The sequence below is a fragment of the Streptomyces sp. NPDC093591 genome (genome assembly GCF_044764885.1).
Lineage (GTDB): Bacteria > Actinomycetota > Actinomycetes > Streptomycetales > Streptomycetaceae > Streptomyces.
Window position 1 is genome coordinate 14,906 of sequence record NZ_JBIWIY010000031.1, and the last position, 21,490, is coordinate 36,395.

Here is a 21,490-nt window from a genome sequence, read left to right on the forward strand (position 1 = left end):
GATGTCGAACATCGTCGGGAACTATTTCAGGCTCCGCCCCCTGACCGAAAGTCGGGCCTTGTGAGAAGCACGCCGACGCGCTTCGACTGGTTCCGTTGACGGGGTTGAAATCAGTCCGGAGAGTGGTAATCCACGCGAGGGGGACATGCGCGGCGAACAGCCGCCGTGCCGCGGATCGGGGGGTCTGCCATGAGCGCGTCCACGAACGTCGAGCCCGCGATGCACGGCACACGGCTGCCGTGGGGAGACATCCTGTTGTCCGCGATCGCCTCTGTGAGCTGGGCGTTGATCGGGATGGCGGGCACGGCGGCACTCGGTCTGCGTCTGCTGGAGGCGGACACGGCGGGCTCGTTGGGCCCGATGACCGCGGCGGTGGTGGCCCTTGGGGCGGGTGGTTCCGTCACGCCGTCCGGTGATGTGTCCGCTTTCGGGCTGACGGGCGCGGAGGCGGCGACGGCCATCGAGATCACGCCACTGGGGGTGAGCCTGGTCGGCGCCGTGCTGCTGTCATGGTTCTTCCTACGGTCCTTGCGGGGCGCGGGAGTTGTGATCGCGCCGGCCGAACTCCTCGCGCGCGCGGGCGCGGTGGTCGCGCTGTTCGTGGCCATGCTGGGCGGACTGGCCTGGGCGGGACACGACGTCATCACGATCGACGGGAGCTCGCTGGGGCTCGACGACCTGCCCGGTGGCGGGGGTGGCGCCGGGATCGAGATCCCCGGGGTGGGGGACATCGGGGACGTAGGCGGGCTGCTGCCCGACCAGATCGGTGACCTCATCGACGCGAAGGCGGCGGTCGGCTTCACGGTGGACACCGCGCCGACGCTCCTCGGCGGCATGTTCTGGTCCGCCGGCATCCTGCTGATCGCCCTGCTGGCCTCGCGCCGCACCCCGCTGCCGCGCGGCTGGCAGGCCGTGCACCGCGTCGTACGTCCCGCCGCGTCCGCCCTCGTCACGGTGCTGCTGCTGGCGGTCGCCGCGGGGCTCGCGGCCGCGGTCTACGCGGCGATCGGCGACGACCACCCCAAGCGGATCGCGGGCGCCGCCCTGCTCGGCGCCCCGAACGGTGTGTGGCTCGGCATCCCGATCGGCCTGTTCGTGCCGTTCGACGGCAGGGCGACGGGAGTGCTGGCGGGGCTGCTGCCCGCACCCCTGGACGACCTCCTGAACGGCGGCGCCGACCAGTCCGTGACGCTGAGCGGGCTGGCCGAGCTGGACGGGCGGGTGTGGCTGCTGGGGGTCGCGGCGGCACTGATGATGCTGCTCGCGGGGGTGCTTACGGCGGTGCGGACACCGGTGGGGGTGGGGGGCGGGGGTGCCGCCTCCGGCGAGGCTGCGGGCTTGCGAGGCGGGGTGGCTTCGGGTGCAGGACCGGTGGGTGGCTCGGGTGGTGTCCGGAGCGTACGGCCATCAGGAGCCGGCGCCACGGGAAGCGCGGTTTCCTGGGGCGTACGGGATCCAGGGCCCCTCACTTTCGCCGGGCGGTGTGCGCTGCGCCTGGGAGTCGCCACGGCGTTGACGCTGCCGTTGCTCGCGTGGCTGACGGAGCTGTCCGTGGACGCGTCGCTGTCGGTGCTGGGCTTCGACGCGTTCGGCGCCGGGGTGGAGTTGCGAGGGAACCTCGGTATGGCGCTGATCCTGGGGGCGGTCTGGGGCGCGGGGGCGGGTGCCGTGGGGGCGCTGCTGGCCTGGGTGACGGGGGCCGCGGGGCAGCGGGCGGCGCCGTTGGCTCGGGGTGAGGTGACAGGGGGTGCGCGGGAAGGTGGCTCGGGACCGGCGACCGCGGGGGCCGGGGCTTCGTCGTACGGGAGCCGGTCCGGGCCGTACACGCCCGGCACGCCGTACCGGCCGCCGAACCCGGCGACGAACCCGTATCTGCGTGCGCCGGACCACCTGCGCGAGCCGGAGGACGCGCGACCGCCGGGCACGGCCCCGCCTCCAGGGGGCGCCCGGCCGTTCGAGGAGGCGCCGGAGCGTGATGCGAGGCGGGGGCGCGACGGCGCGTGGCGGCCCCGTGACCCGCATTACCGCGACCCGCTGCCCCGTGATCCACAATCCGCCGAGCCACCGCCCAGTGACCCCCCGCCGGGCGAGCCGCCCCGTCCCGGTGACGACGACATGTACGGCGCCCCTACCGTGGCCCGGCCGTTCGCACCGCCCCCGAGGTCGCCCCGCCCGCCTCGGCGGCGTGGGAACCGGTCGTCGTCCGGAGCGGAGGAAGGGCCACCGCCTCCACCTCCCCCACCCTCTCCCCCTCCCCCGCCGCCGGGGAGGCCGAAGGGGCGCTCCTGATCCCGAGCCGGGGGTGGGTCTGCCGGGGTCCCCCCTGTGCCCTCGGACCTGCCCCTCACATCCGCAGTCGCGTCCGGCGTGAGTCGGTGGCCCGGCCGTGGCCGGAACGTAAGGCTCACGCCACCCGACCGACACCCACTGTTCCGTGTCCGCTAGACGGACCTCAGCGGCGGCAGGCACTGGGTGCCGGATACGGTGGAAGCACCATGAGCGCTTCGCAGACCTCCGACATCCCCACCCTTCTCGTCAAGATCTTCGGGAAGGACAGGCCGGGCATCACGGCCGGCCTCTTCGACACGCTGGCCGCCTACTCCGTCGACGTCGTCGACATCGAGCAGGTCCTCACCCGTGGCCGGATCACGCTGTGCGCGCTCGTGACGCAGCCTCCCGCCGGGCTGGAGGGGGACCTTCGGGCGACCGTCCACAGCTGGGCCGAGTCGATGAAGATGCAGGCGGAGATCATCTCCGGCCTCGGCGACAACCGGCCCCGCGGCCTCGGGCGCTCCCTGGTGACCGTGCTCGGACACCCGCTCACCGCGGAGGCGACGGCCGCGATCGCGGCCCGGATCACCAAGTCCGGCGGCAACATCGACCGTATCTTCCGGCTCGCCAAGTACCCCGTGACGGCAGTGGAGTTCGCGGTGTCCGGCGTGGAGACGGAGCCGCTGCGCACCGCCCTGGTGACCGACGCGGCGGCACTGGGTGTCGACATCGCGGTCGTCGCGGCCGGTCTGCACCGGCGGGCGCAGCGCCTGGTCGTCATGGACGTGGACTCGACCCTCATCCAGGACGAGGTGATCGAGCTCTTCGCGGCGCACGCCGGCTGCGAGGACAAGGTGGCCGAGGTGACGGCGGCCGCGATGCGCGGGGAGCTGGACTTCGAGCAGTCGCTGCACGCGCGCGTGGCGCTGCTGGAGGGGCTGGACGCCTCCGTGGTGGAGAAGGTGCGCAACGAGGTGCGGCTGACGCCGGGCGCGCGCACGCTGATCCGTACGCTGAAGCGGCTCGGCTATCAAGTCGGGGTCGTCTCGGGTGGGTTCACCCAGGTCACGGATGATCTGAAGGAGCGGCTCGGGCTCGACTTCGCCCAGGCGAACACGCTGGAGATCGTCGACGGGAAGCTGACGGGCAGGGTCACCGGCGAGATCGTGGACCGGGCGGGCAAGGCGCGGCTGCTGCGGCGGTTCGCCGCGGAGGCGGGGGTGCCGCTGTCGCAGACGGTGGCGATCGGTGACGGCGCCAACGATCTGGACATGCTGAACGCGGCCGGTCTCGGCGTCGCCTTCAATGCCAAGCCGGTGGTGCGGGAGGCGGCGCACACGGCGGTGAACGTGCCGTTCCTGGACACGGTCCTGTATCTGCTGGGCGTCACCCGTGAAGAGGTCGAGGCGGCGGACATGCACGACGAGGGCTGATGGCCCGTATGGCCCGTATGTATGGGCCGTATGAGCCGTATGAGAAGGGGCCCGGCACCGTCGCGGTGCCGGGCCCCTTGTCATGGGTCGGTCACTCGGACGGTGCCCAGTAGTCCAGCAGGGTGCCCACGCCGGGCTCCAGCGTCTTCCAGGAGCCGCTGAAGGAGAGAACGGCGAAGGCGGCGGCCGGGAAGCCGCGGCGGCTCATCCGCTCGCGCGCGTCACTGTCGGCCGAGCCGGAAAGGATCTCGGCGAGTCCCTGTACACCCGGGTTGTGGCCGATCAGCAGGACGTTCTGCGCGTCGTCGGGCGTTTCGTTGAGCACGGCGATCAGCTCGCCAGGTGAGGCCTCGTAGACCCGCTCTTCGTAGATGGTTTTCGGCCGGTGCGGGAACTCGTGGACGGCGAGCTTCCAGGTCTCCCGGGTCCGGGTCGCGGTGGAGCACAGGGCCAGATCGAAGGGGATGTCGGTGTCGACCAGCCTGCGGCCGGCCTCTGCCGCGTCCATTCGGCCCCGATCCGCGAGCGGCCGCTCGTGGTCGTTCACCTGTGGCCAGTCGGCTTTCGCATGCCGGAAGAGGACAATCCTGCGGGGTTCTGCGACGCTCATGAGATCCAGCTTCGCATGAAACAGGCCACGGGGCGCAGGGAGTTGACGGGCGGCTTCTGTAGTGCTCAGCGCGTGATCAACTGCTGTATGCGCTCGAAGAGCTGGGTGATCGCGGGCTCAGTGGTCGCCGCCTGCGCGTCGGACGGGTTGATGATCAGCATCAGCAGCGTCATGAAGGCGAGCGTCGGCAGGGCGAGGGCCCACCAGGGCAGCCGGATGTCGGCACGGCCCGTGGACGCCGGGTGGGGCGGGGTGTGCGTGCGGGCCGACATGACGCCTCCGTGGGTCTTCGAGTGGTCCGTGTCCGCCTCTCGCGGTCACACTTCGAAGTTACGGACTTCTCGACCCTCAACCCATCCGGTGATCCACCCAGTTGACCCTGACACTCGCCCCCTAGGGGATGGGGGGCTAGCCCCACCATCGGCGGGACGGCGTGCGTCGGGCCGTACGCCAGGAGAGGCGGGAGGCACAGGCCTCCGGGAGAGGTGTCAGGGAGAGGCGATCGTCGCGATGACGGCGATGATCACGAAGATGGCGAAGAACGCGCCGAAGACGAGCAGCATCTTCTTCTGGCCGTTCTGGGGGTTCGGGTCGAGCACTGGCGACATGCGGCAAGTCTCGCACCCTCCGCCCCGGCGCGGCCCTCCGGGGTGCGGCTCAGCGGGCCGCCTCGTCCTCCACCGTACGGTCGCGTCCCGCCAGGACGCCCACCGCCATCTGCGGGATCATCAGGCCCGCCATGAGCGCGATCGGCAGCCCCCAGCCGCCGCTGTGCTGGTAGAGCACACCCACCAGGAGCGGGCCGGGGATCGAGATCAGATAGCCGGTGCTCTGCGCGAAGCCCGACAGCTGGGCCACGCCCGCGCTGGTCCGCGCCCGCATACCGACCATCGTGAGGGCCAGCGGGAACGAGCAGTTGGAGACGCCGAGCAGCAGGGCCCAGGCCCAGGATCCGGCGGCCGGAGCGAGGTACAGGCCGGCGTAGCCGATGAGGCCGCAGGCGCCCAGCACGAGCACGATCGGCCCCTGGTGCGGCAGCCTGGTGGCCACGCGCGGGATGACGAAGGCCAGCGGTACGCCCATCACCATCGTGACGGCGAGCAGCAGCCCCGCCGTGCCGGCGTGCACCCCCGCGTCGCGGAAGATCTGCGCCATCCAGCCCATGGTGATGTAGGCACCGGTGGCCTGGAGCCCGAAGTAGACGGCGAGGGCCCAGGAGGTGCGGCTCCGGGTGATCCGCAGCGCAGGCGCGTCCACGCGCGCGTGGCTCTCCTGCGCGGAGGCGGCGGGTGACGCACCCCGGTTCCGTACGAACGGGACCCACGGCAGGACGGCCACCGCCGCGAGCGCCGCCCACACCGCGAGTCCGGTCTGCCAACTCCCGCCCAGCACCTCGGTCATGGGCACCGTCACGGCCGCCGCGGACGAGGTGCCGAGCGCGAGGGCCATCGAGTACAGGCCGGTCATGGAGCCGACCCGGTCCGGGAACCAGCGCTTGACGATGACCGGCATCAGGACGTTGCTGACGGCGATGCCCATGAGGGCGAACGCGCTGGCGGCCAGGAAGCCTGCCGTGCTGCCCGCGTACGGCCGGATGAGCAGGCCCGCGGTGATGGCGGCCATGCCCGCGCACACCACGGCTCCCGGGCCGAAGCGGCGGGCCAGGCGCGGGGCCGTGACGCCGAAGACGGCGAAACAGAGCGGGGGCACGGAGGTGAGCAGTCCGGCCACGCTGCCGCTCATGCCGAGTCCGTCGCGGACCTCTTCGAGGAGGGCGCCGAGGCTGGTGATGGCGGGGCGGAGGTTCAGCGCGGTCAGCACGATGCCGAGCACGAGCAGCCGCATCGTCCACGCGCGCGTGGCGGGCGCCGTGGGAGTGCTTGCCTCGGGGGTGCGTATGCGCGTGGACGTCGCCGTCCGGGTCTTCTCGCGTGCTGCCATGAGACCCATCATAGAATCATGGGATGATTGACTGTCCACCTCAGGGCTACGCGGCCCCGCCCTTCCCGTGCGAAGGTGAGCCATGCCCCTGAGCCACCCCCGCCGCTCGGCGTTGTCCGAGCAGGTCATCGCGGCGCTGCGCAACCAGATCGCCTCGGGCGAATGGCCGGTCGGCTCCCGCATCCCGACCGAGCCCGAGCTGGTCGAACAGCTCGGCGTGGCCCGCAACACCGTCCGCGAGGCGGTTCGCGCGCTCGCGCACAACGGCCTGCTGGACATCCGCCAGGGCTCCGGCACCTACGTGGTGGCCACCAGCGAACTGGCCGGCGTCATGCACCGCCGCTTCGCCGACGCCGACCCACGGCACATCGCCGAGCTGCGCTCCACGCTGGAGTCCGCCGCCGCGAAGCTGGCCGCCGAGCGGCGTACGGAGAAGGACCTCAAGCAGCTGGACGCGCTACTGGTGCGGCGCGAGGAGGCCTGGGAGTCGGGCGACGCGGAGGCGTTCGTGGCGGCCGACGCGACCTTCCATCTGGCCGTGGTGGCGGCGTCCCACAACGACGTGATGACCGCGATGTACGCGGACCTGGGCGAGGTCCTGCGGGACTGGCTGCGCGAGGACGTCGGCGAGGAGCTGACGCCGGAGACGCACATGGACCACGGGCGGCTGGTCGACGCGATCCGCGCCGGGGACTCCTCGGCGGCCGCGGCGGAGGCGGCGAGCTATCCGTTCCTGTGCCGTCCGGGACGCCTCAGCGCTCCCGACGGTGGCTGATCCACACCGAGCCGACCTCTTTCCAGCAGCGCCCGGTCAGCCGCACGGTCTGCGCGGGGCCGGCCTCGACCGGGGAGCTGTCGCTGTCGAGGTCCCACCAGCGGGCGCACTCGACGTGCAGGGTCACCCTGTCGGTGCCTGGATAGGGGTTGTGGCAGTACGCCGTCACATGGGAGCCGCTGACGCGGATCCGGCAGGCGGCGCCGAACGGCTCCGCGGACTCCACCTCCGCCGCATGCACGCGCGCGTGGGGTATCGACTCGTACGACACGACCAGGACGAGAGCGACGACGACGGTCGTTGAGGCCAGGCTGCGGAACAAGCGCACAAGGGGACCTCCTCGGCCGTGCTGGGGAGGGGCTCGCGTAGTGAACGCGTAATCCAGAGTGCGCAGTTGTGGGTCCCCCTCGCCCGACCGGGTAGGCCGAACGGGTGACGCCCCGCTCCCCGCGCGGGGCGGGAAAACGGGGCGTCGGTGACGTACGGAGATTCAGGCGCCGATGGCGTGCAGGCCGCCGTCCACGTGGATGATCTCGCCGGTGGTCTTCGGGAACCAGTCCGACAGCAGGGCGACGACGCCCTTGCCCGCCGGCTCCGGGTCCTCCAGCTTCCACTCCAGCGGGGAGCGGCTGTCCCACACGGACGCCAGCTCGGCGAAGCCGGGGATGGACTTCGCGGCCATGGAGCCGATCGGACCCGCCGAGATCAGGTTGCAGCGGATGTCGTGCTTGCCGAGATCACGCGCCATGTAGCGGTTCGTGGCCTCCAGGGCGGCCTTGGCGGGGCCCATCCAGTCGTACTGCGGCCAGGCGAACTGCGCGTCGAAGGTGAGGCCGACGACGGAACCGCCCTCGGTCATCAGCGGCAGCAACGCCATGGTCAGCGACTTCAGGGAGAAGGCGGAGACGTGCATCGCCGTGGCCACGGACTCGAACGGCGTGTTCAGGAAGTTGCCGCCGAGCGCGTCCTGGGGCGCGAAGCCGATGGAGTGCACGACGCCGTCGAGCCGGTCGCCCAGGTGCTCGCGGACCTGGCCCTCCAGGCGGGCGAGGTGCTGGTCGTTGGAGACGTCGAGCTCCAGGACCGTGGCCGGCTTCGGCAGCTTCTTGGCGATGCGCTCGGTCAGCGTGGGCCGGGGCCAGGCGGTGAGGATGATCTCCGCGCCCTGCTCCTGGGCCAGCTTGGCGGCGTGGAACGCGATGGAGGACTCCATCAGCACACCCGTGATCAGGATGCGCTTGCCCTCGAGAATTCCGCTCATGGTGATCAGTGACCCATTCCCAGTCCGCCGTCAACGGGGATGACGGCTCCAGTGATGTACGAGGCGTCGTCCGAGGCGAGGAAGCGCACCGCGGCGGCGACCTCGTCCGGCTGCGCGTACCGGCCGAGCGGGACCTGCGACACGATGTTCGCGCGCTGCTCGTCGGTGAGCACCTTCGTCATGTCGGTGTCGACGAAGCCGGGCGCGACGACGTTGAAGGTGATGTTGCGCGAGCCCAGCTCACGGGCGAGGGAGCGCGCGAAGCCGACCAGGGCGGCCTTGGAGGCGGCGTAGTTGGCCTGGCCGGGGCCGCCGTACAGGCCGACGACCGACGAAATGAGCACCACGCGGCCCTTCTTGGCGCGCAGCATGCCGCGGTTGGCGCGCTTGACCACCCGGAAGGTGCCGGTGAGGTTGGTGTCGATGACCGAGGTGAAGTCCTCCTCGGACATGCGCATCAGGAGCTGGTCCTTGGTGATGCCGGCGTTGGCGATCAGCACCTCGACCGGGCCGTGCTCGGCCTCGATCTCCTTGTAGGCCTGCTCCACCTGCTCGGTGTCGGTGATGTCGCACTTGACGGCCAGGAAGCCGGCCGGCGGCTCACCCGAGCGGTACGTGATCGCGACCTTGTCGCCGGCGTCGGCGAAAGCGCGGGCGATGGCGAGGCCGATGCCCCGGTTGCCTCCGGTGACGAGAACCGAGCGGCTCAACGGATCACCCTTTCGATAGGGGTCTGACACACCCGCCCGAACATCTGGATGGCAGGCGGCTTCACCGAAAACCTATCGGTCCGGTCCCGCTCGGGAACATTCGGGCACCGACAGTGGCGTAAGGGTGTCGCTGTCGGGTCCCTACAGAAAGATGCGCACCCCAGCCGGAAACGTGTGGTCCACGGCCCCGCCCGCGCGACATGATCGATACCGACAGGCCACGACAGCAGGGAGACCTCCGTGCCTCATACGATCGACGAAGCCTTCACGGCACTTCCCCTACGCGCCCTGGCCGACGCCGCGCTGGCACGCGCGCGTGCGCTCGGGGCCGAGCACGCGGACTTCCGGTTCGAGCGGGTGCGCAGCGCGTCCTGGCGCCTGCGGGACGCCAGGCTCGCCGGATCGTCGGACACCACCGACCTCGGATACGCGGTGCGGGTGGTGCACGGCGGGACCTGGGGGTTCGCCTCAGGGGTGGATCTGACCCTGGACGCCGCCGCCAAGGTCGCCTCGCAGGCGGTGGCGATGGCGAAGCTGTCCGCCCAGGTGATCAAGGCCGCCGGGTCGGACGAGCGGGTGGAGCTCGCCGACGAGCCCGTGCACGCCGAGAAGACGTGGATCTCGTCGTACGAGATCGATCCGTTCACCGTGCCCGACGAGGAGAAGTCGGCGCTGCTGGCGGACTGGAGCGCGCGGCTGCTGGCGGCGGACGGGGTCAATCACGTGGACGCCTCGCTGCTCACGGTCCACGAGAACAAGTTCTACGCCGACACCGCCGGGACCGTGACGACCCAGCAGCGCGTACGGCTGCACCCGCAGCTGACCGCCGTGTCGGTCGACGAGTCGAGCGGCGAGTTCGACTCCATGCGCACCATCGCGCCGCCCGTGGGACGCGGCTGGGAGTACCTGACGGGAACGGGCTGGGACTGGGAGTCCGAGCTGGCCCAGATCCCGGAACTGCTCGCCGAGAAGATGCGGGCGCCGAGTGTCGAGGCGGGGCCGTACGACCTCGTCGTCGACCCCTCCAACCTGTGGCTGACGATCCACGAGTCCATCGGCCACGCCACCGAGCTGGACCGCGCCCTCGGCTACGAGGCCGCCTACGCCGGCACCTCCTTCGCCACCTTCGACCAGCTCGGCAAGCTCAGGTACGGCTCCGACCTGATGAACGTCACCGGTGACCGCACCGCCGAGCACGGCCTGGCGACCATCGGATACGACGACGAGGGCGTCGAGGGCCAGTCCTGGGACCTGGTGAAGGACGGCACCCTCGTCGGCTACCAGCTGGACCGGCGGATCGCGAAGCTCACCGGGTTCGAGCGGTCCAACGGGTGCGCGTTCGCCGACTCCCCCGGACATGTGCCGGTGCAGCGCATGGCCAATGTGTCGCTGCGGCCGGATCCCGCCGGGATGTCGACCGAGGACCTGATCGGGAGCGTCGACCGCGGGATCTACGTCGTCGGCGACCGGTCCTGGTCGATCGACATGCAGCGCTACAACTTCCAGTTCACCGGGCAGCGGTTCTTCAAGATCGAGAACGGGCGGATCACCGGGCAGCTGCGGGACGTGGCCTATCAGGCGACGACCACGGACTTCTGGGGCTCGATGGCGGCCGTCGGTGGTCCGCAGACCTATGTCCTCGGCGGCGCGTTCAACTGCGGCAAGGCCCAGCCGGGGCAGGTCGCGGCGGTGTCGCACGGCTGCCCGTCGGCCCTCTTCAAGGGCGTCAACATCCTTAACACCACCCAGGAGGCCGGTCGATGAGCGCCCGCACGAACAAGCCGCACGAGATCGTCGAGCGGGCCCTGGAGCTGTCCCGGGCCGACGGGTGTGTCGTCATCGCCGACGAGCAGTCGACCGCCAATCTGCGCTGGGCGGGCAACGCGCTGACCACGAACGGCGTCACGCGCGGGCGGACGCTCACCGTGGTGGCGACCGTCGACGGCAAGGAGGGCACGGCCTCCGGGGTCGTGTCGCGGTCCGCGGTGACCGCCGACGAGCTGGAGCCGCTGGTGCGGGCCGCCGAGGCCGCCGCGCGCAGCGCCGGGCCCGCCGAGGACGCGCAGCCGCTGGTGACGGACGCACCTGCGTCGCCGGACTTCACGGACGCCCCGGCCGAGACGTCGTCCACCGTGTTCGCCGACTTCGCCCCGGCGCTGGGTGAGGCGTTCGCACGCGCGCGTGCGGGCGGACGGGAGCTGTACGGCTTCGCCAACCACGAGCTGGTGTCGACGTACGTGGGCACGTCCACGGGGCTGCGGCTGCGGCACGACCAGCCCAACGGGACGCTGGAGCTGAACGCCAAGTCCCCGGACCGTACCCGCTCGGCGTGGGCGGGGCGCTCCACACGGGACTTCAAGGACGTCGACCCGACCGTGCTCGACGCCGAGCTGGCCGTACGCCTCGGCTGGGCCGAACGGCGCCTGGAGCTTCCGGCGGGCCGGTACGAGACGCTGCTGCCGCCGACCGCCGTGGCCGACCTGCTGATCTACCAGATGTGGTCGGCGTCGGGGCGGGACGCGGTCGAGGGGCGGACGGTGTTCTCCAAGCCGGGCGGCAAGACGCGGGTCGGCGAGAAGCTGAGCGAGCTGCCGCTGACCCTGCGCAGCGACCCGAACGAGCCGGGCCTGGAGTCCGCGCCCTTCGTGATCGCGCACTCCTCCGGCGGGGACCAGTCGGTGTTCGACAACGGGCTGCCGATCGCGGCCACCGAGTGGATGCGCGAGGGCGAGCTGAAGCACCTCACGACCACCCGCCACAGCGCCGGGCTGACCGGTCTGCCGGTGGCGCCGGGCGCCGACAACCTGATCCTGGACGGCGGCGAGGACCGCTCGCTCGAGGAGATGGTCGCGAACACCGAGCGCGGGCTGCTGCTGACCTGCCTGTGGTACATCCGCGAGGTAGACCCGGCGACGCTGCTGCTGACGGGCCTCACCCGGGACGGGGTGTACCTCGTCGAGAACGGTGAGGTGACCGGCGAGGTCAACAACTTCCGGTTCAACGAGTCGCCGGTCGGCCTGCTGGGGCGGGCCACGGAGGCGGGGCGTACGGAGAAGACGCTGCCGAGGGAGTGGAGCGACTGGTTCACCAGGGCGGCGATGCCCGCGCTGCGCGTCCCCGATTTCAACATGAGCTCTGTCAGTCAGGGCGTATAACCTCGTAGTCGGCTGTCACCCGACTGCCCGAAGACCATCGAGGAGACACGAGAACCGTGACGGACATCGTCGACGAGCTGAAGTGGCGCGGCGTGATCGCCCTGTCCACTGACGAGGACGCATTGCGCAAGGCGCTCGCGGACGGTCCCGTCACGTTCTATTGCGGTTTCGACCCGACCGCGGCCAGCCTGCACGTCGGCCACCTGGTCCAGGTCCTCACCATGCGCCGCCTCCAGCAGGCGGGCCTGCGCCCGCTGGCGCTGGTCGGCGGCGCCACGGGCCAGATCGGCGACCCGCGCCCGACGGCCGAGCGCACGCTGAACGACCCGGAGACGGTCGCGAACTGGGTGAACCGCCTGCGCGCGCAGATCGAACCGTTCCTGTCCTTCGAGGGCGACAACGCCGCGACGATGGTGAACAACCTGGACTGGACGGCCGGCATGTCGGCCATCGAGTTCCTGCGGGACATCGGCAAGCACTTCCGCGTCAACAAGATGCTGACCAAGGACTCGGTCGCCCGTCGCCTGCAGTCCGAAGAGGGCATCAGCTACACGGAGTTCAGCTACCAGCTGCTGCAGGGCATGGACTTCCTGGAGCTGTACCGGCGGCACGGCTGCACGCTCCAGCAGGGCGGCAGCGACCAGTGGGGCAACCTCACGGCGGGTCTGGACCTGATCCACAAGCTGGAGCCGCACGCGGGCGTGCACGCTCTCGCGACCCCGCTGATGACCAAGGCGGACGGCACCAAGTTCGGCAAGACCGAGGGTGGCGCCATCTGGCTCGACCCGGAGATGACGACGCCGTACGCGTTCTACCAGTTCTGGCTGAACGCGGACGACCGGGACATCTCGACGTACATGCGCATCCTGTCCTTCAAGTCCCGCGAGGAGCTGGAGGAGCTGGAGAAGCAGACCGAGGAACGGCCGCAGGCCCGTGCCGCGCAGCGGGCGCTGGCCGAGGAGCTGACGACGCTGGTGCACGGTGCCGACCAGACGGCCGCCGTGATCGCCGCGTCCAAGGCCCTCTTCGGCCAGGGTGAGCTGACGGAGCTGGACGACCGGACGCTGGCGGCGGCTCTCTCCGAGGTTCCGCACATCCAGGTCGAGCAGCTCGGCCCGGTCGTCGACCTCTTCGCCGAGGTCGGCCTGGTGGCCAGCAAGTCCGCCGCGCGGCGGACCGTGAAGGAGGGCGGCGCCTACGTGAACAACGTCAAGGTCGCCGGCGAGGACGCGGTGCCCGCGAAGGAGGATCTGCTGCACGGGCGGTGGCTGGTGCTGCGGCGCGGGAAGAAGAACCTGGCGGCGGTCGAGGTCACCGGAGGCTGAGCGTAGGTACGCACGACGAGGGGGCGGCTTCCCGGCAGGGAGGCCGCCCCCTCGTCATGATCAGTCTCAGCGCCGCTGCTTCCGCCTGCCCAGCGTCGACATGTACAGCATGTCCCCCGCGTACACGATGATCACCGCCGCGACGATCTGGAAGATGTGCCGGCTCCAGTCGATTCCACGGGTCGACTCGACGCCGAAGCCACGGGCGACGGCGTTGCCGACGATGGCGCCGAGCATGCCGAAGATGGTGGTCAGCCAGAGGGGGCTGTGCTGCTTGCCCGGGATGAGTGCCTTGGCGAGCAGACCCAGCACGAATCCCACGATGATCGCCCACAACCAGCCCATGGCTGCCTCCTCGTACGGCTCGGGGTGAGCATTACGCCCAGTGTTGGTCCGGACGTGGTACGTCGCATGCCGGGTACGGCCGTACGCGTTACGGCTGAGGGCGTTCCCCCAGGTGGCAGGGGCCCCGGTCTCGTAGGCGGCGGAGACGGGGCGTACCGTGGGAGGTGTCCTGGCCCGGGTCCCCGACCGGGGGCGGACGGGTACGGGCAGGGGGAGAGTCCGATGCGGGCGGATGGTGGAATGTGATGCGGAAGCTGCACGCGGGCGGCAACACCGAGGTGTTCCGGATCACCGGGGCCCGGGCGGGCCTCCACGACGATGTGCGTGCGCGGCAACGCCGGTACGTCATCTCGATGTCGGTCCGTACGGTGTCGGTGATCCTCGCGGCCTCGCTGTGGAACGTCGAACGGCACGTCGCGATCGTGGCGTTGGTGCTCGGCGCGATCCTGCCGTACATCGCGGTGGTGATCGCCAACGCGGGGCGGGAGAATGCGCCGTCCTTGCCGTCGACGTTCGTGACCGCTCCGATGCGGCCGATGATCACGCCGCCGCGGACGAACGACGGTTTCGCGGAATCCGTCCCGGAAGATGTCGCGGGCGACTCCGCGCCGGGCGCACAAAGGAAACCGGACGACGAGGTGTGAGCCTGCGGACCTCTTCCCTCCGGAAGTCGAGTCCACGCCAAGCTCAGGAAAAGCTCAGATCAATAGTGTTGTTCCGGTGCCGGGCGGCGGGTTACCCGTGACATACTTCGTAGGCGCTCCGCATCCCCCGTCGGAGCGACGGACCGACGCCGGGCAGCTCCCCCCGTGGCTGCTCGGCGTCGCCTTTTTATGCGCGAACTTGTGAGACGAATCTGTGAGTGACGAGACGCCGATCTGTTCTGCCAAGGGGTGCCGCGCCGACGCCGTGTGGGTGCTGGCGTGGAACAACCCGAAGATCCATACGCCGGAGCGGCGCAAGACGTGGCTCGCCTGCGAGGAGCACCGGGAGCATTTGTCGCAGTTTCTCGGGGTGCGGGGGTTTTTGAAGGACGTGGTCCTGCTGGAGGAGTGGGAAGAGGGCTCCTCAGCCACCGATCGCTGACATGGGACGGTCCGGCTGCACGAACGACGGGTCGTCCAGGCCCGCTCCCGCCTTCTTGCCCCACATCGCCAACCGCCAGATGCGGGCGATCTCCTCGTCGGGGGCATCCGAGCGCAGGGCCGCGCGCAGGTCCGTCTCCTCGCGGGCGAACAGGCAGGTGCGGACCTGGCCGTCGGCCGTCAGGCGGGTGCGGTCGCAGGCCGAGCAGAAGGGGCGGGTGACGGAGGCGATGACGCCCACCACATGCGGGCCGCCGTCGACCAGCCAGCGCTCCGCGGGGGCCGAGCCGCGCTTCTCCTCGCCCTCGGCGGTCAGCTCGAAGCGGGTGCGCAGGGAGGTCAGGATGTCCCCGGCGGTGATCATGCCGTCGCGCTTCCAGCCGTGCTGGGCGTCCAGGGGCATCTGCTCGATGAACCGCAGTTCGTAGTCGTGCTCCACCGCCCAGGCCAGCAGGTCCGGGGCCTCGTCGTCGTTGAGGCCCGGCATCAGGACCGAGTTGACCTTGACCGGGGTCAGGCCTGCGTCCCGGGCCGCGTACAGGCCCTCGATGACGTCCTTGTGGCGGTCACGGCGGGTGAGGGTCTTGAAGACGTCCGGGCGCAGGGTGTCCAGGGAGACGTTGACCCGGTCCAGGCCCGCCGCCTTCAGGGCGGACGCGGTGCGCTTGAGGCCGATGCCGTTCGTCGTCAGGGACATCTGGGGGCGGGGCTCCAGGGCCGCGACCCGCTCGACTATGCCGACCAGGCCGGGGCGCAGCAGGGGCTCACCGCCGGTGAAGCGGACTTCCTCGATGCCGAGGGAGCTCACCGCGATGTCGATCAGGCGGACGATCTCGTCGTCCGTGAGCAGATCGGGCTTGGCCAACCACTGCAGGCCCTCCTCGGGCATGCAGTACGTGCACCGCAGATTGCAGCGGTCGGTCAGCGAGACCCTCAGGTCGGTGGCCACTCGGCCGTAGGTGTCGATGAGCACGTGGGCCCCCTCCCTCGTCACAACCAGATTCAACTTCCGTCTTACCTGCGAGCCTACGTGACAGCACTGACAGCGACACCGACCCGATCCCACGACGTACGACGCGGCCGCGTCGTAGACATCTACGACGCGGCCGCTTCAGGGGGCGTGCTCAGTGGGCGCCGGTGCCGGTCAGGGACCGGACCTCCAGCTCCGCGTACTTGCCGGCGTCCGGCTCTTCCTTGGACAGGACCGTGCCGAGCCAGCCCATGAAGAAGCCGAACGGGATGGAGATGATGCCCGGGTTCTTCAGCGGGAACCAGGCGAAGTCGACGTCGGGGAACATCGCCTTCGGGTCGCCGGAGACGACCGGCGAGAACAGCACCAGGCCGACGGCGACGATCAGGCCGCCGTAGATCGACCACAGCGCGCCCTGGGTGGTGAACTTCTTCCAGAACAGGCTGTAGAGGATCGTCGGCAGGTTGGCCGAGGCCGCGACCGCGAAGGCCAGGGCGACCAGGCCGGCGACGTTGAGGTCGCGGGCGAGGGCGCCGAGGAGGATGGAGACGGCGCCGATACCGATGGTGGCGAGGCGGGCCGCCCGGATCTCCTCCTTCTCGGTGGCCTGCCCCTTCTTGATGACGTTCGCGTAGATGTCGTGGGCGAACGACGAGGACGAGGCCAGGGTCAGGCCGGCGACCACGGCGAGGATCGTCGCGAAGGCCACCGCCGAGATGGTGGCCAGCAGGATCGCGCCCCAGGCCGAGTCGACGCCGCCGAGGTGCAGGGCGAGCAGTGGTGCCGCGGTGTTGCCGGACGGGTTGGAGGCGATGATCTCGTCCTGGGAGATCAGCGCGGCGGCGCCGAAGCCGAGGGCGATGGTCATCAGGTAGAAGCCGCCGATGATGCCGATGGCCCAGTTCACGGACTTCCGGGCGGCCTTGGCGTTGGGCACCGTGTAGAAGCGGATCAGGATGTGCGGCAGACCGGCGGTGCCGAGGACCAGGGCGATGCCGAGGGAGATGAAGTCCAGCTTGGAGGTGCCGGTGGCGCCGTACTGGAGGCCGGGCTCCAGGAAGGCGGCACCCTTGCCGCTGTTCTCGGCGGCCTTGCCGAGCAGGTCGGAGATGTTGAAGTTGAACTTCAGCAGCACCAGGAAGGTGATCAGGATGGTGCCGCCGATGAGCAGCACGGCCTTGACCATCTGGACCCAGGTGGTGCCCTTCATACCGCCGATGGAGACGTACACGATCATCAGGACGCCGACGAGGGCGACGATGAGGATCTTGCCCGCGTCGGAGGTGATGCCGAGCAGCAGCGAGACCAGGACGCCCGCGCCCGCCATCTGGGCCAGCAGGTAGAAGATCGACACGACGATCGTGGAGGTGCCGGCCGCCGTACGGACCGGGCGCTGGCGCATGCGGTACGCGAGGACGTCGCCCATCGTGTAGCGGCCGGAGTTCCGAAGCGGCTCGGCCACCAGGAGCAGGGCGACCAGCCAGGCGACCAGGAAGCCGATGGAGTAGAGGAAGCCGTCGTAGCCGAAGAGGGCGATGGCGCCCGCGATGCCGAGGAAGGACGCGGCGGACATGTAGTCGCCGGAGACGGCGAGTCCGTTCTGGAAGGCGCTGAAGGACCGGCCGCCCGCGTAGAAGTCCGCGGCGTCCTTGGTCTGGCGGCCCGCCCAGACGGTGATGAAGAGGGTCGCGACCACGAAGAGCGCGAACAGGGTGATGATCAACGGCCGGTGCTCGCTGGCCTCGTTGGCCGCGAGCTGCACCTGGGTCATCGCGGGGCTCATGCGCCGCCCTCCATACGGGTCTTGATGGCCTCGGCCTTGGGGTCGAGCTTGGCGCCTGCGTGCCGCGCGTACCACCAGGCGATGAGGAACGTGGTGACGAACTGGGCGATACCGAAGACGAACGCGATGTTGATGTTGCCGAACAGCTTGGTGCCCATGAAGTCGCCCGCGTAGTTGGAGAGCAGGACGTACAGCAGGTACCAGACGATGAAGGCGACGGTCAGCGGAAAGGCGAAGGAGCGGTAGGAGCGGCGCAGTTCACCGAACTCCGCGCTCTCCTGCACCTCGGTGAACTCCTCGGTGGAGGGGAGTTTGTGTGTCTCTTTCGAGGGGGGCGGTGCGTCGGTGGCCACGGAGTCTCCTCGCGTTGCGGGCGCTTTTGCGGCAGTGGACGGGGATGGATCGGGGGTGGGGGGCGGATCGGAAGTCGGGGACGAATCGGGTAGGGACATGGACGGCTCTGTTCCTCGCAGTGACATGGATCACCTGAGCCGGGTGGCGATGTTAGGGCTCCGGCGCGTGATCCGACAGGGGGCTCGATGGTGCTCGCGCCTCCTGTTCAACGTCACGGCGCCACGCGAGGACCGGTTCAACTCCCCGGGCTACTTTCCGAAGACGCCCCGGGTCAGATTGCTGACCAGTAAGTTCGGGGATAGCTTCGCCTCTGCACCACTCGTCATGTACCTGCCCGAGCGCCATCCGCGTCTCGGGCGGTCTCGTTCCGGATGATGTGGAGATCCCATGGCTCATCTGCGGTCCAGACGCCGACTCGGCCTCACCGTACCCCTCGCCCTGTCGCTGACCGCCTCGCTCGGCTTCCTGCCGACAGGGGCGTCGGCGGCACCGCCCGCGAAGCCGGCCGCGCGGGCCGCGGACGCGCCCTCGCTGGCGTATGTCGTCAACACCAGGCCGGACCGCCGCTCGATCGAGTCGGTACAGAAGGCGATCGCCGCGGCCGACGGGACGGTGGTGATCACGTACGCGCGGATCGGCGTGATCGTCGTCCACTCCGCGAACCCCGGCTTCGCCAAGGAGCTGCGCGCGGTGCGCGGCGTCCAGTCGGCGGGGGCGACGCGTACGGCGCCCTTGACCGCCGCCGGAGCGACGGACGAGGGCCCCCTCCAGCTCATGACGCGGGACCAGGCCGCGAGGACGACGAGCGCGGCCACCGGGGCGGACGACAGCGAGCCCCTCGAAGCCGATCAGTGGAACCTGCGCGCCATCGGCGCCGACCGCGCGGCGAAGATCAACCCGGGCAGCGGCAGGGTGACCGTCGCCGTGATCGACAACGGCGTCGACGACACGCATCCCGACCTCGCGCCGAACTTCTCCGCCGCCCAGTCCGCGAACTGCGCCGGCGGCAAGGCGGACACCCGTACGGGCGCCTGGCGGCCGTACACGAGCGACGACGCCCATGGCACGCATGTGGCGGGCGAGATAGCCGCGCCCCGCAACGGCATCGGTATCGCCGGCGTCGCTCCCGGCGTCAAGGTCTCCGGCATCAAGGTGAGCGATCCGGTCAACGGGCTCTACTACCCCGAGAGCGTCGTGTGCGCCTTCATGTTCGCCGCCGACCACGGCGTCGAGATCACGAACAACAGCTACTACGTTGATCCATGGCTGTACAACTGCATGGACGATCCGGACCAGCGGGCGATCGTCGATGCGGTCAACAGGGCCCAGCTGTACGCCCAGAAGAAGGGGACGCTCAACCTCGCGTCGGCCGGCAACTCCGCCCACGACCTGGACTCCGACGCGATCGTCGACGAGAGCAGCCCCGACGACTCGACCGCGGTCAAGCGGACGGTCGACCCGCACGAGTGCTTCGACGTACCGACGCAGCTGCCGGGCATCGTCACGGTCAGCGCCACGGGCGTACAGAACCTCAAGTCCTATTACTCCTCGTACGGTTACGGCGTCATCGACATCGCGGCCCCGGGCGGCGACCGGCTCCACCAGATCCCGGACACCCCGTCGAAGAACGGCCGCATCCTGTCCACCGTCCCGAACGGCAAGTACGGCTTCCTGCAGGGCACGTCGATGGCCTCCCCGCACGCCGCGGGCGTCGCCGCACTGCTGAAGTCCCGTTACCCGTACGCGACTCCGGGCCAACTGAAGGCACTGCTGAAGGCCGAGGCGGACAATCCGGGCTGCCCGGAGTCCTACGACCAGAACGGCGACGGCACGCAGGACGCGGTGTGCGAGGGCGGCAAGCGGTTCAACGGGTTCTACGGGTTCGGCATCGTCAACGCACTGGACGCCGTTGATTGATCGCGGAGGCCGGATGTACGGCGGCAACATCTCCGGCTAATAGAGCAACGCCTCCGGTCAACATATTGAGCGAATCAATACTGCATAGTGCAGTCATGACTGGAATCAAGTCCGCCTGGTCCGCGGTGGGCGGCGATCCCGCCCTTCTCCCGCGGGTGTCCACCGTGCTGTGGGAAGGCGCGCTCCATGCGCGCCTTCCGGTACGGGAGTTGGCGCGCGCCTGTGTGGGTGCGTGTGCGCTGGCCGCGGCCGAGCTGGGAGCGCGGCGGGCCGGTCTCGCCGAGGTGCCCGGAGTGCGGCTGGACGACGGGGCGATCGCCACGGCGTTCGTGAGTGAACGGCATCTCCTGGTCGACGGGCGCGCACCGGTTTCCTTCGCGCCGCTGTCGCGGTTCTGGCGAACGGCGGACGGCTGGGTCCGCACGCATGCCAACTATCCGCATCACCGGGCCCGGCTGCTGACCGCGCTGGGGGTGCCGGAGGAGGATCCGGACGCCGCGGGGGCGGCGCTCGCCGAGCGGTCCTCGCGCGAGGTGGAGGAGTCCGTGTACGCGGCCGGCGGGCTGGCCGTGGCGCTGCGTACGCCCGAGGAGTGGGCGGCGCACGAGCAGGCCGCCGCGGTGGCCCGGCGGCCGCTCGTCGAGCGCGAGCGGCTGGACACGGCACGCGCGCGTGCGCTGCCGCCGCTCGACGGTTCGCCCCTGCTGCCCGCCGCCGGGGTGCGCGTACTGGATCTGACGCGGGTCATCGCGGGTCCCGTCGCCACGCGCACGCTCGCGCTGCTCGGCGCGGACGTCCTGCGCGTGGACGCGCCGCACCTTCCCGAACTGGCCGACCAGCACGCCGACACGGGCTTCGGGAAGCGCTCGGCGACGCTGGACCTGGTGGCCGACCGGCGTGCCTTCGAGGAACTGCTCACGGCGGCGGACGTCGTCGTCACCGGGTACCGGCCGGGCGCCCTGGACCGGTTCGGGCTGTCGGCTCGGGAGCTGACCGAGCGGCGGCCCGGGCTGATCGTCGCGCAGTTGTCGGCGTGGGGCTCGTACGGGCCGTGGAGCGGGCGGCGCGGGTTCGACAGCCTCGTGCAGGCCGCGACCGGGATCGCCGCGATCGAGGGATCGGCCGAGCGGCCCGGCGCGCTGCCCGCCCAGGCCCTCGACCACGGGACGGGGTATCTGCTGGCGGCGGCCGTGCTGCGGGCGTTGACCGAGCGGGCGGAGCAGGGGGACGGCCGGTGCGTACGGCTGTCGCTGGCGCGCACGGCTGCATGGCTGACGAACCAGATCGAGCCGGGCCCGGACGGGAACGCGGCGTACGACGGGCCGGATGACTGGCTCGCCGAGCGGGACAGCACGCTCGGGCGGCTGCGGTACGCCTTGCCGCCGGTGTCGTTCGCGGGCGGCCCGGTCGACTGGGCGCGGCCTCCGGGGGGTTGGGGTGCGGATCCGGCGCGGTGGGCCTGAGCGGCGGAGGGCTGGATTCGGCGCGGTGGGCCTGAGCGACGGAGGGCTGGATTCGGCGCGGTGGGCCTGAGCGCCGGGGGGACCGGAAACGT

Annotated in this window: 21 protein-coding genes; 10 read left to right on the forward strand and 11 right to left on the reverse strand. The window is 70.5% G+C overall.

Annotation, left to right across the window (positions count from 1 at the left end; genetic code table 11):
- Positions 1-189: 189 nt before the first annotated feature.
- A complete protein-coding gene (locus ACIREI_RS43680; RefSeq protein WP_403345668.1) occupies positions 190-2,289 on the forward strand; it encodes a streptophobe family protein in 2,100 nt (699 codons plus the stop codon).
- Between the two features lie 206 nt (positions 2,290-2,495).
- A complete protein-coding gene (serB, locus tag ACIREI_RS43685; RefSeq protein ID WP_403345670.1) occupies positions 2,496-3,704 on the forward strand; it encodes a phosphoserine phosphatase SerB in 1,209 nt (402 codons plus the stop codon).
- Positions 3,705-3,795: 91 nt separating this feature from the next.
- Here serB and ACIREI_RS43690 read toward each other — a convergent pair whose 3' ends face one another.
- The 4 genes from ACIREI_RS43690 to ACIREI_RS43705 all read right to left on the reverse strand — a co-directional run bounded on the left by ACIREI_RS43690 (position 3,796) and on the right by ACIREI_RS43705 (position 6,267).
- Positions 3,796-4,314 (reverse strand): SixA phosphatase family protein, encoded by a 519-nt coding sequence (locus tag ACIREI_RS43690; RefSeq protein WP_403345671.1) that lies wholly within the window; start codon positions 4,312-4,314, stop codon positions 3,796-3,798.
- A gap of 65 nt (positions 4,315-4,379) precedes the next feature.
- Entirely contained in the window at positions 4,380-4,586 is a 207-nt protein-coding gene (locus tag ACIREI_RS43695; RefSeq protein ID WP_403345673.1) for a hypothetical protein, read from the reverse strand.
- 216 nt (positions 4,587-4,802) lie between these two features.
- Positions 4,803-4,922 carry an SGM_5486 family transporter-associated protein gene (locus tag ACIREI_RS43700; protein WP_302001726.1) on the reverse strand — a complete coding sequence of 40 codons (120 nt, stop codon included), beginning with the start codon at positions 4,920-4,922 and terminating at the stop codon, positions 4,803-4,805.
- A 49-nt stretch (positions 4,923-4,971) separates the two neighbouring features.
- Positions 4,972-6,267: a CynX/NimT family MFS transporter gene (locus ACIREI_RS43705; protein WP_403345675.1), complete on the reverse strand. Its 1,296-nt coding sequence runs from the start codon at positions 6,265-6,267 to the stop codon at positions 4,972-4,974.
- 70 nt (positions 6,268-6,337) lie between these two features.
- On the opposite strand from ACIREI_RS43705, the gene ACIREI_RS43710 reads away from it, so the two are divergent.
- The gene (locus tag ACIREI_RS43710) at positions 6,338-7,030 is read left to right on the forward strand and encodes a FadR/GntR family transcriptional regulator (RefSeq protein ID WP_403345676.1); all 693 of its coding nucleotides are present in this window, start codon (positions 6,338-6,340) and stop codon (positions 7,028-7,030) included.
- Here the strand turns inward: ACIREI_RS43710 and ACIREI_RS43715 are convergent.
- The 3 genes from ACIREI_RS43715 to fabG form a co-directional block, all read right to left on the reverse strand.
- A complete protein-coding gene (locus ACIREI_RS43715; RefSeq protein WP_403345678.1) occupies positions 7,008-7,358 on the reverse strand; it encodes a hypothetical protein in 351 nt (116 codons plus the stop codon). The two genes, ACIREI_RS43710 and ACIREI_RS43715, sit on opposite strands and share 23 nt — an antisense overlap.
- Before the next feature lie 162 nt (positions 7,359-7,520).
- The gene (gene fabI, locus ACIREI_RS43720; protein ID WP_403345679.1) at positions 7,521-8,291 is read right to left on the reverse strand and encodes an enoyl-ACP reductase FabI; all 771 of its coding nucleotides are present in this window, start codon (positions 8,289-8,291) and stop codon (positions 7,521-7,523) included.
- 5 nt (positions 8,292-8,296) lie between these two features.
- The gene (gene fabG / locus ACIREI_RS43725; RefSeq protein WP_403345681.1) at positions 8,297-9,001 is read right to left on the reverse strand and encodes a 3-oxoacyl-[acyl-carrier-protein] reductase; all 705 of its coding nucleotides are present in this window, start codon (positions 8,999-9,001) and stop codon (positions 8,297-8,299) included.
- A gap of 240 nt (positions 9,002-9,241) precedes the next feature.
- Here fabG and ACIREI_RS43730 point away from each other — a divergent pair, with 240 nt between their 5' ends.
- Genes ACIREI_RS43730 through tyrS form a run of 3 tightly spaced genes read left to right on the forward strand, consistent with a single transcriptional unit; the run spans position 9,242 to position 13,481 of the window.
- Positions 9,242-10,765, forward strand: coding sequence for a TldD/PmbA family protein (locus tag ACIREI_RS43730; protein ID WP_403345683.1), 1,524 nt, complete (start codon positions 9,242-9,244; stop codon positions 10,763-10,765).
- Positions 10,762-12,156 carry a metallopeptidase TldD-related protein gene (locus ACIREI_RS43735; protein ID WP_403345685.1) on the forward strand — a complete coding sequence of 465 codons (1,395 nt, stop codon included), beginning with the start codon at positions 10,762-10,764 and terminating at the stop codon, positions 12,154-12,156. The genes ACIREI_RS43730 and ACIREI_RS43735 overlap by 4 nt, the downstream gene beginning before the upstream one ends.
- Positions 12,157-12,212: 56 nt before the next feature.
- A complete protein-coding gene (gene tyrS, locus ACIREI_RS43740) occupies positions 12,213-13,481 on the forward strand; it encodes a tyrosine--tRNA ligase (RefSeq protein ID WP_403345687.1) in 1,269 nt (422 codons plus the stop codon).
- A 66-nt stretch (positions 13,482-13,547) separates the two neighbouring features.
- On the opposite strand, the gene ACIREI_RS43745 is transcribed toward tyrS, so the two are convergent.
- Positions 13,548-13,826, reverse strand: coding sequence for a GlsB/YeaQ/YmgE family stress response membrane protein (locus ACIREI_RS43745; protein WP_403345688.1), 279 nt, complete (start codon positions 13,824-13,826; stop codon positions 13,548-13,550).
- Positions 13,827-14,071: 245 nt separating this feature from the next.
- On the opposite strand from ACIREI_RS43745, the gene ACIREI_RS43750 reads away from it, so the two are divergent.
- Together ACIREI_RS43750 and ACIREI_RS43755 are read left to right on the forward strand one after the other, a co-directional pair.
- Positions 14,072-14,470, forward strand: a complete 399-nt coding sequence (locus tag ACIREI_RS43750) for a DUF3099 domain-containing protein (RefSeq protein WP_403345690.1) — start codon at positions 14,072-14,074, stop codon at positions 14,468-14,470.
- Between the two features lie 214 nt (positions 14,471-14,684).
- A complete protein-coding gene (locus tag ACIREI_RS43755) occupies positions 14,685-14,912 on the forward strand; it encodes a hypothetical protein (protein WP_403345692.1) in 228 nt (75 codons plus the stop codon).
- Here the strand turns inward: ACIREI_RS43755 and moaA are convergent.
- The 3 genes from moaA to ACIREI_RS43770 form a co-directional block, all read right to left on the reverse strand.
- Entirely contained in the window at positions 14,895-15,884 is a 990-nt protein-coding gene (moaA, locus tag ACIREI_RS43760) for a GTP 3',8-cyclase MoaA (protein WP_403345694.1), read from the reverse strand. The genes ACIREI_RS43755 and moaA overlap by 18 nt on opposite strands.
- Positions 15,885-16,035: 151 nt before the next feature.
- Positions 16,036-17,664: a cation acetate symporter gene (locus ACIREI_RS43765; protein WP_403345696.1), complete on the reverse strand. Its 1,629-nt coding sequence runs from the start codon at positions 17,662-17,664 to the stop codon at positions 16,036-16,038.
- Positions 17,661-18,017, reverse strand: coding sequence for a DUF485 domain-containing protein (locus tag ACIREI_RS43770; protein WP_403345698.1), 357 nt, complete (start codon positions 18,015-18,017; stop codon positions 17,661-17,663). Before ACIREI_RS43770 ends, ACIREI_RS43765 begins: the two co-directional genes overlap by 4 nt.
- Positions 18,018-18,405: 388 nt before the next feature.
- On the opposite strand from ACIREI_RS43770, the gene ACIREI_RS43775 reads away from it, so the two are divergent.
- Positions 18,406-19,935 (forward strand): S8 family peptidase, encoded by a 1,530-nt coding sequence (locus tag ACIREI_RS43775; protein WP_403345700.1) that lies wholly within the window; start codon positions 18,406-18,408, stop codon positions 19,933-19,935.
- Between the two features lie 95 nt (positions 19,936-20,030).
- Entirely contained in the window at positions 20,031-21,398 is a 1,368-nt protein-coding gene (locus ACIREI_RS43780) for a CoA transferase (protein WP_403345701.1), read from the forward strand.
- The last annotated feature ends 92 nt before the right edge of the window (positions 21,399-21,490 follow it).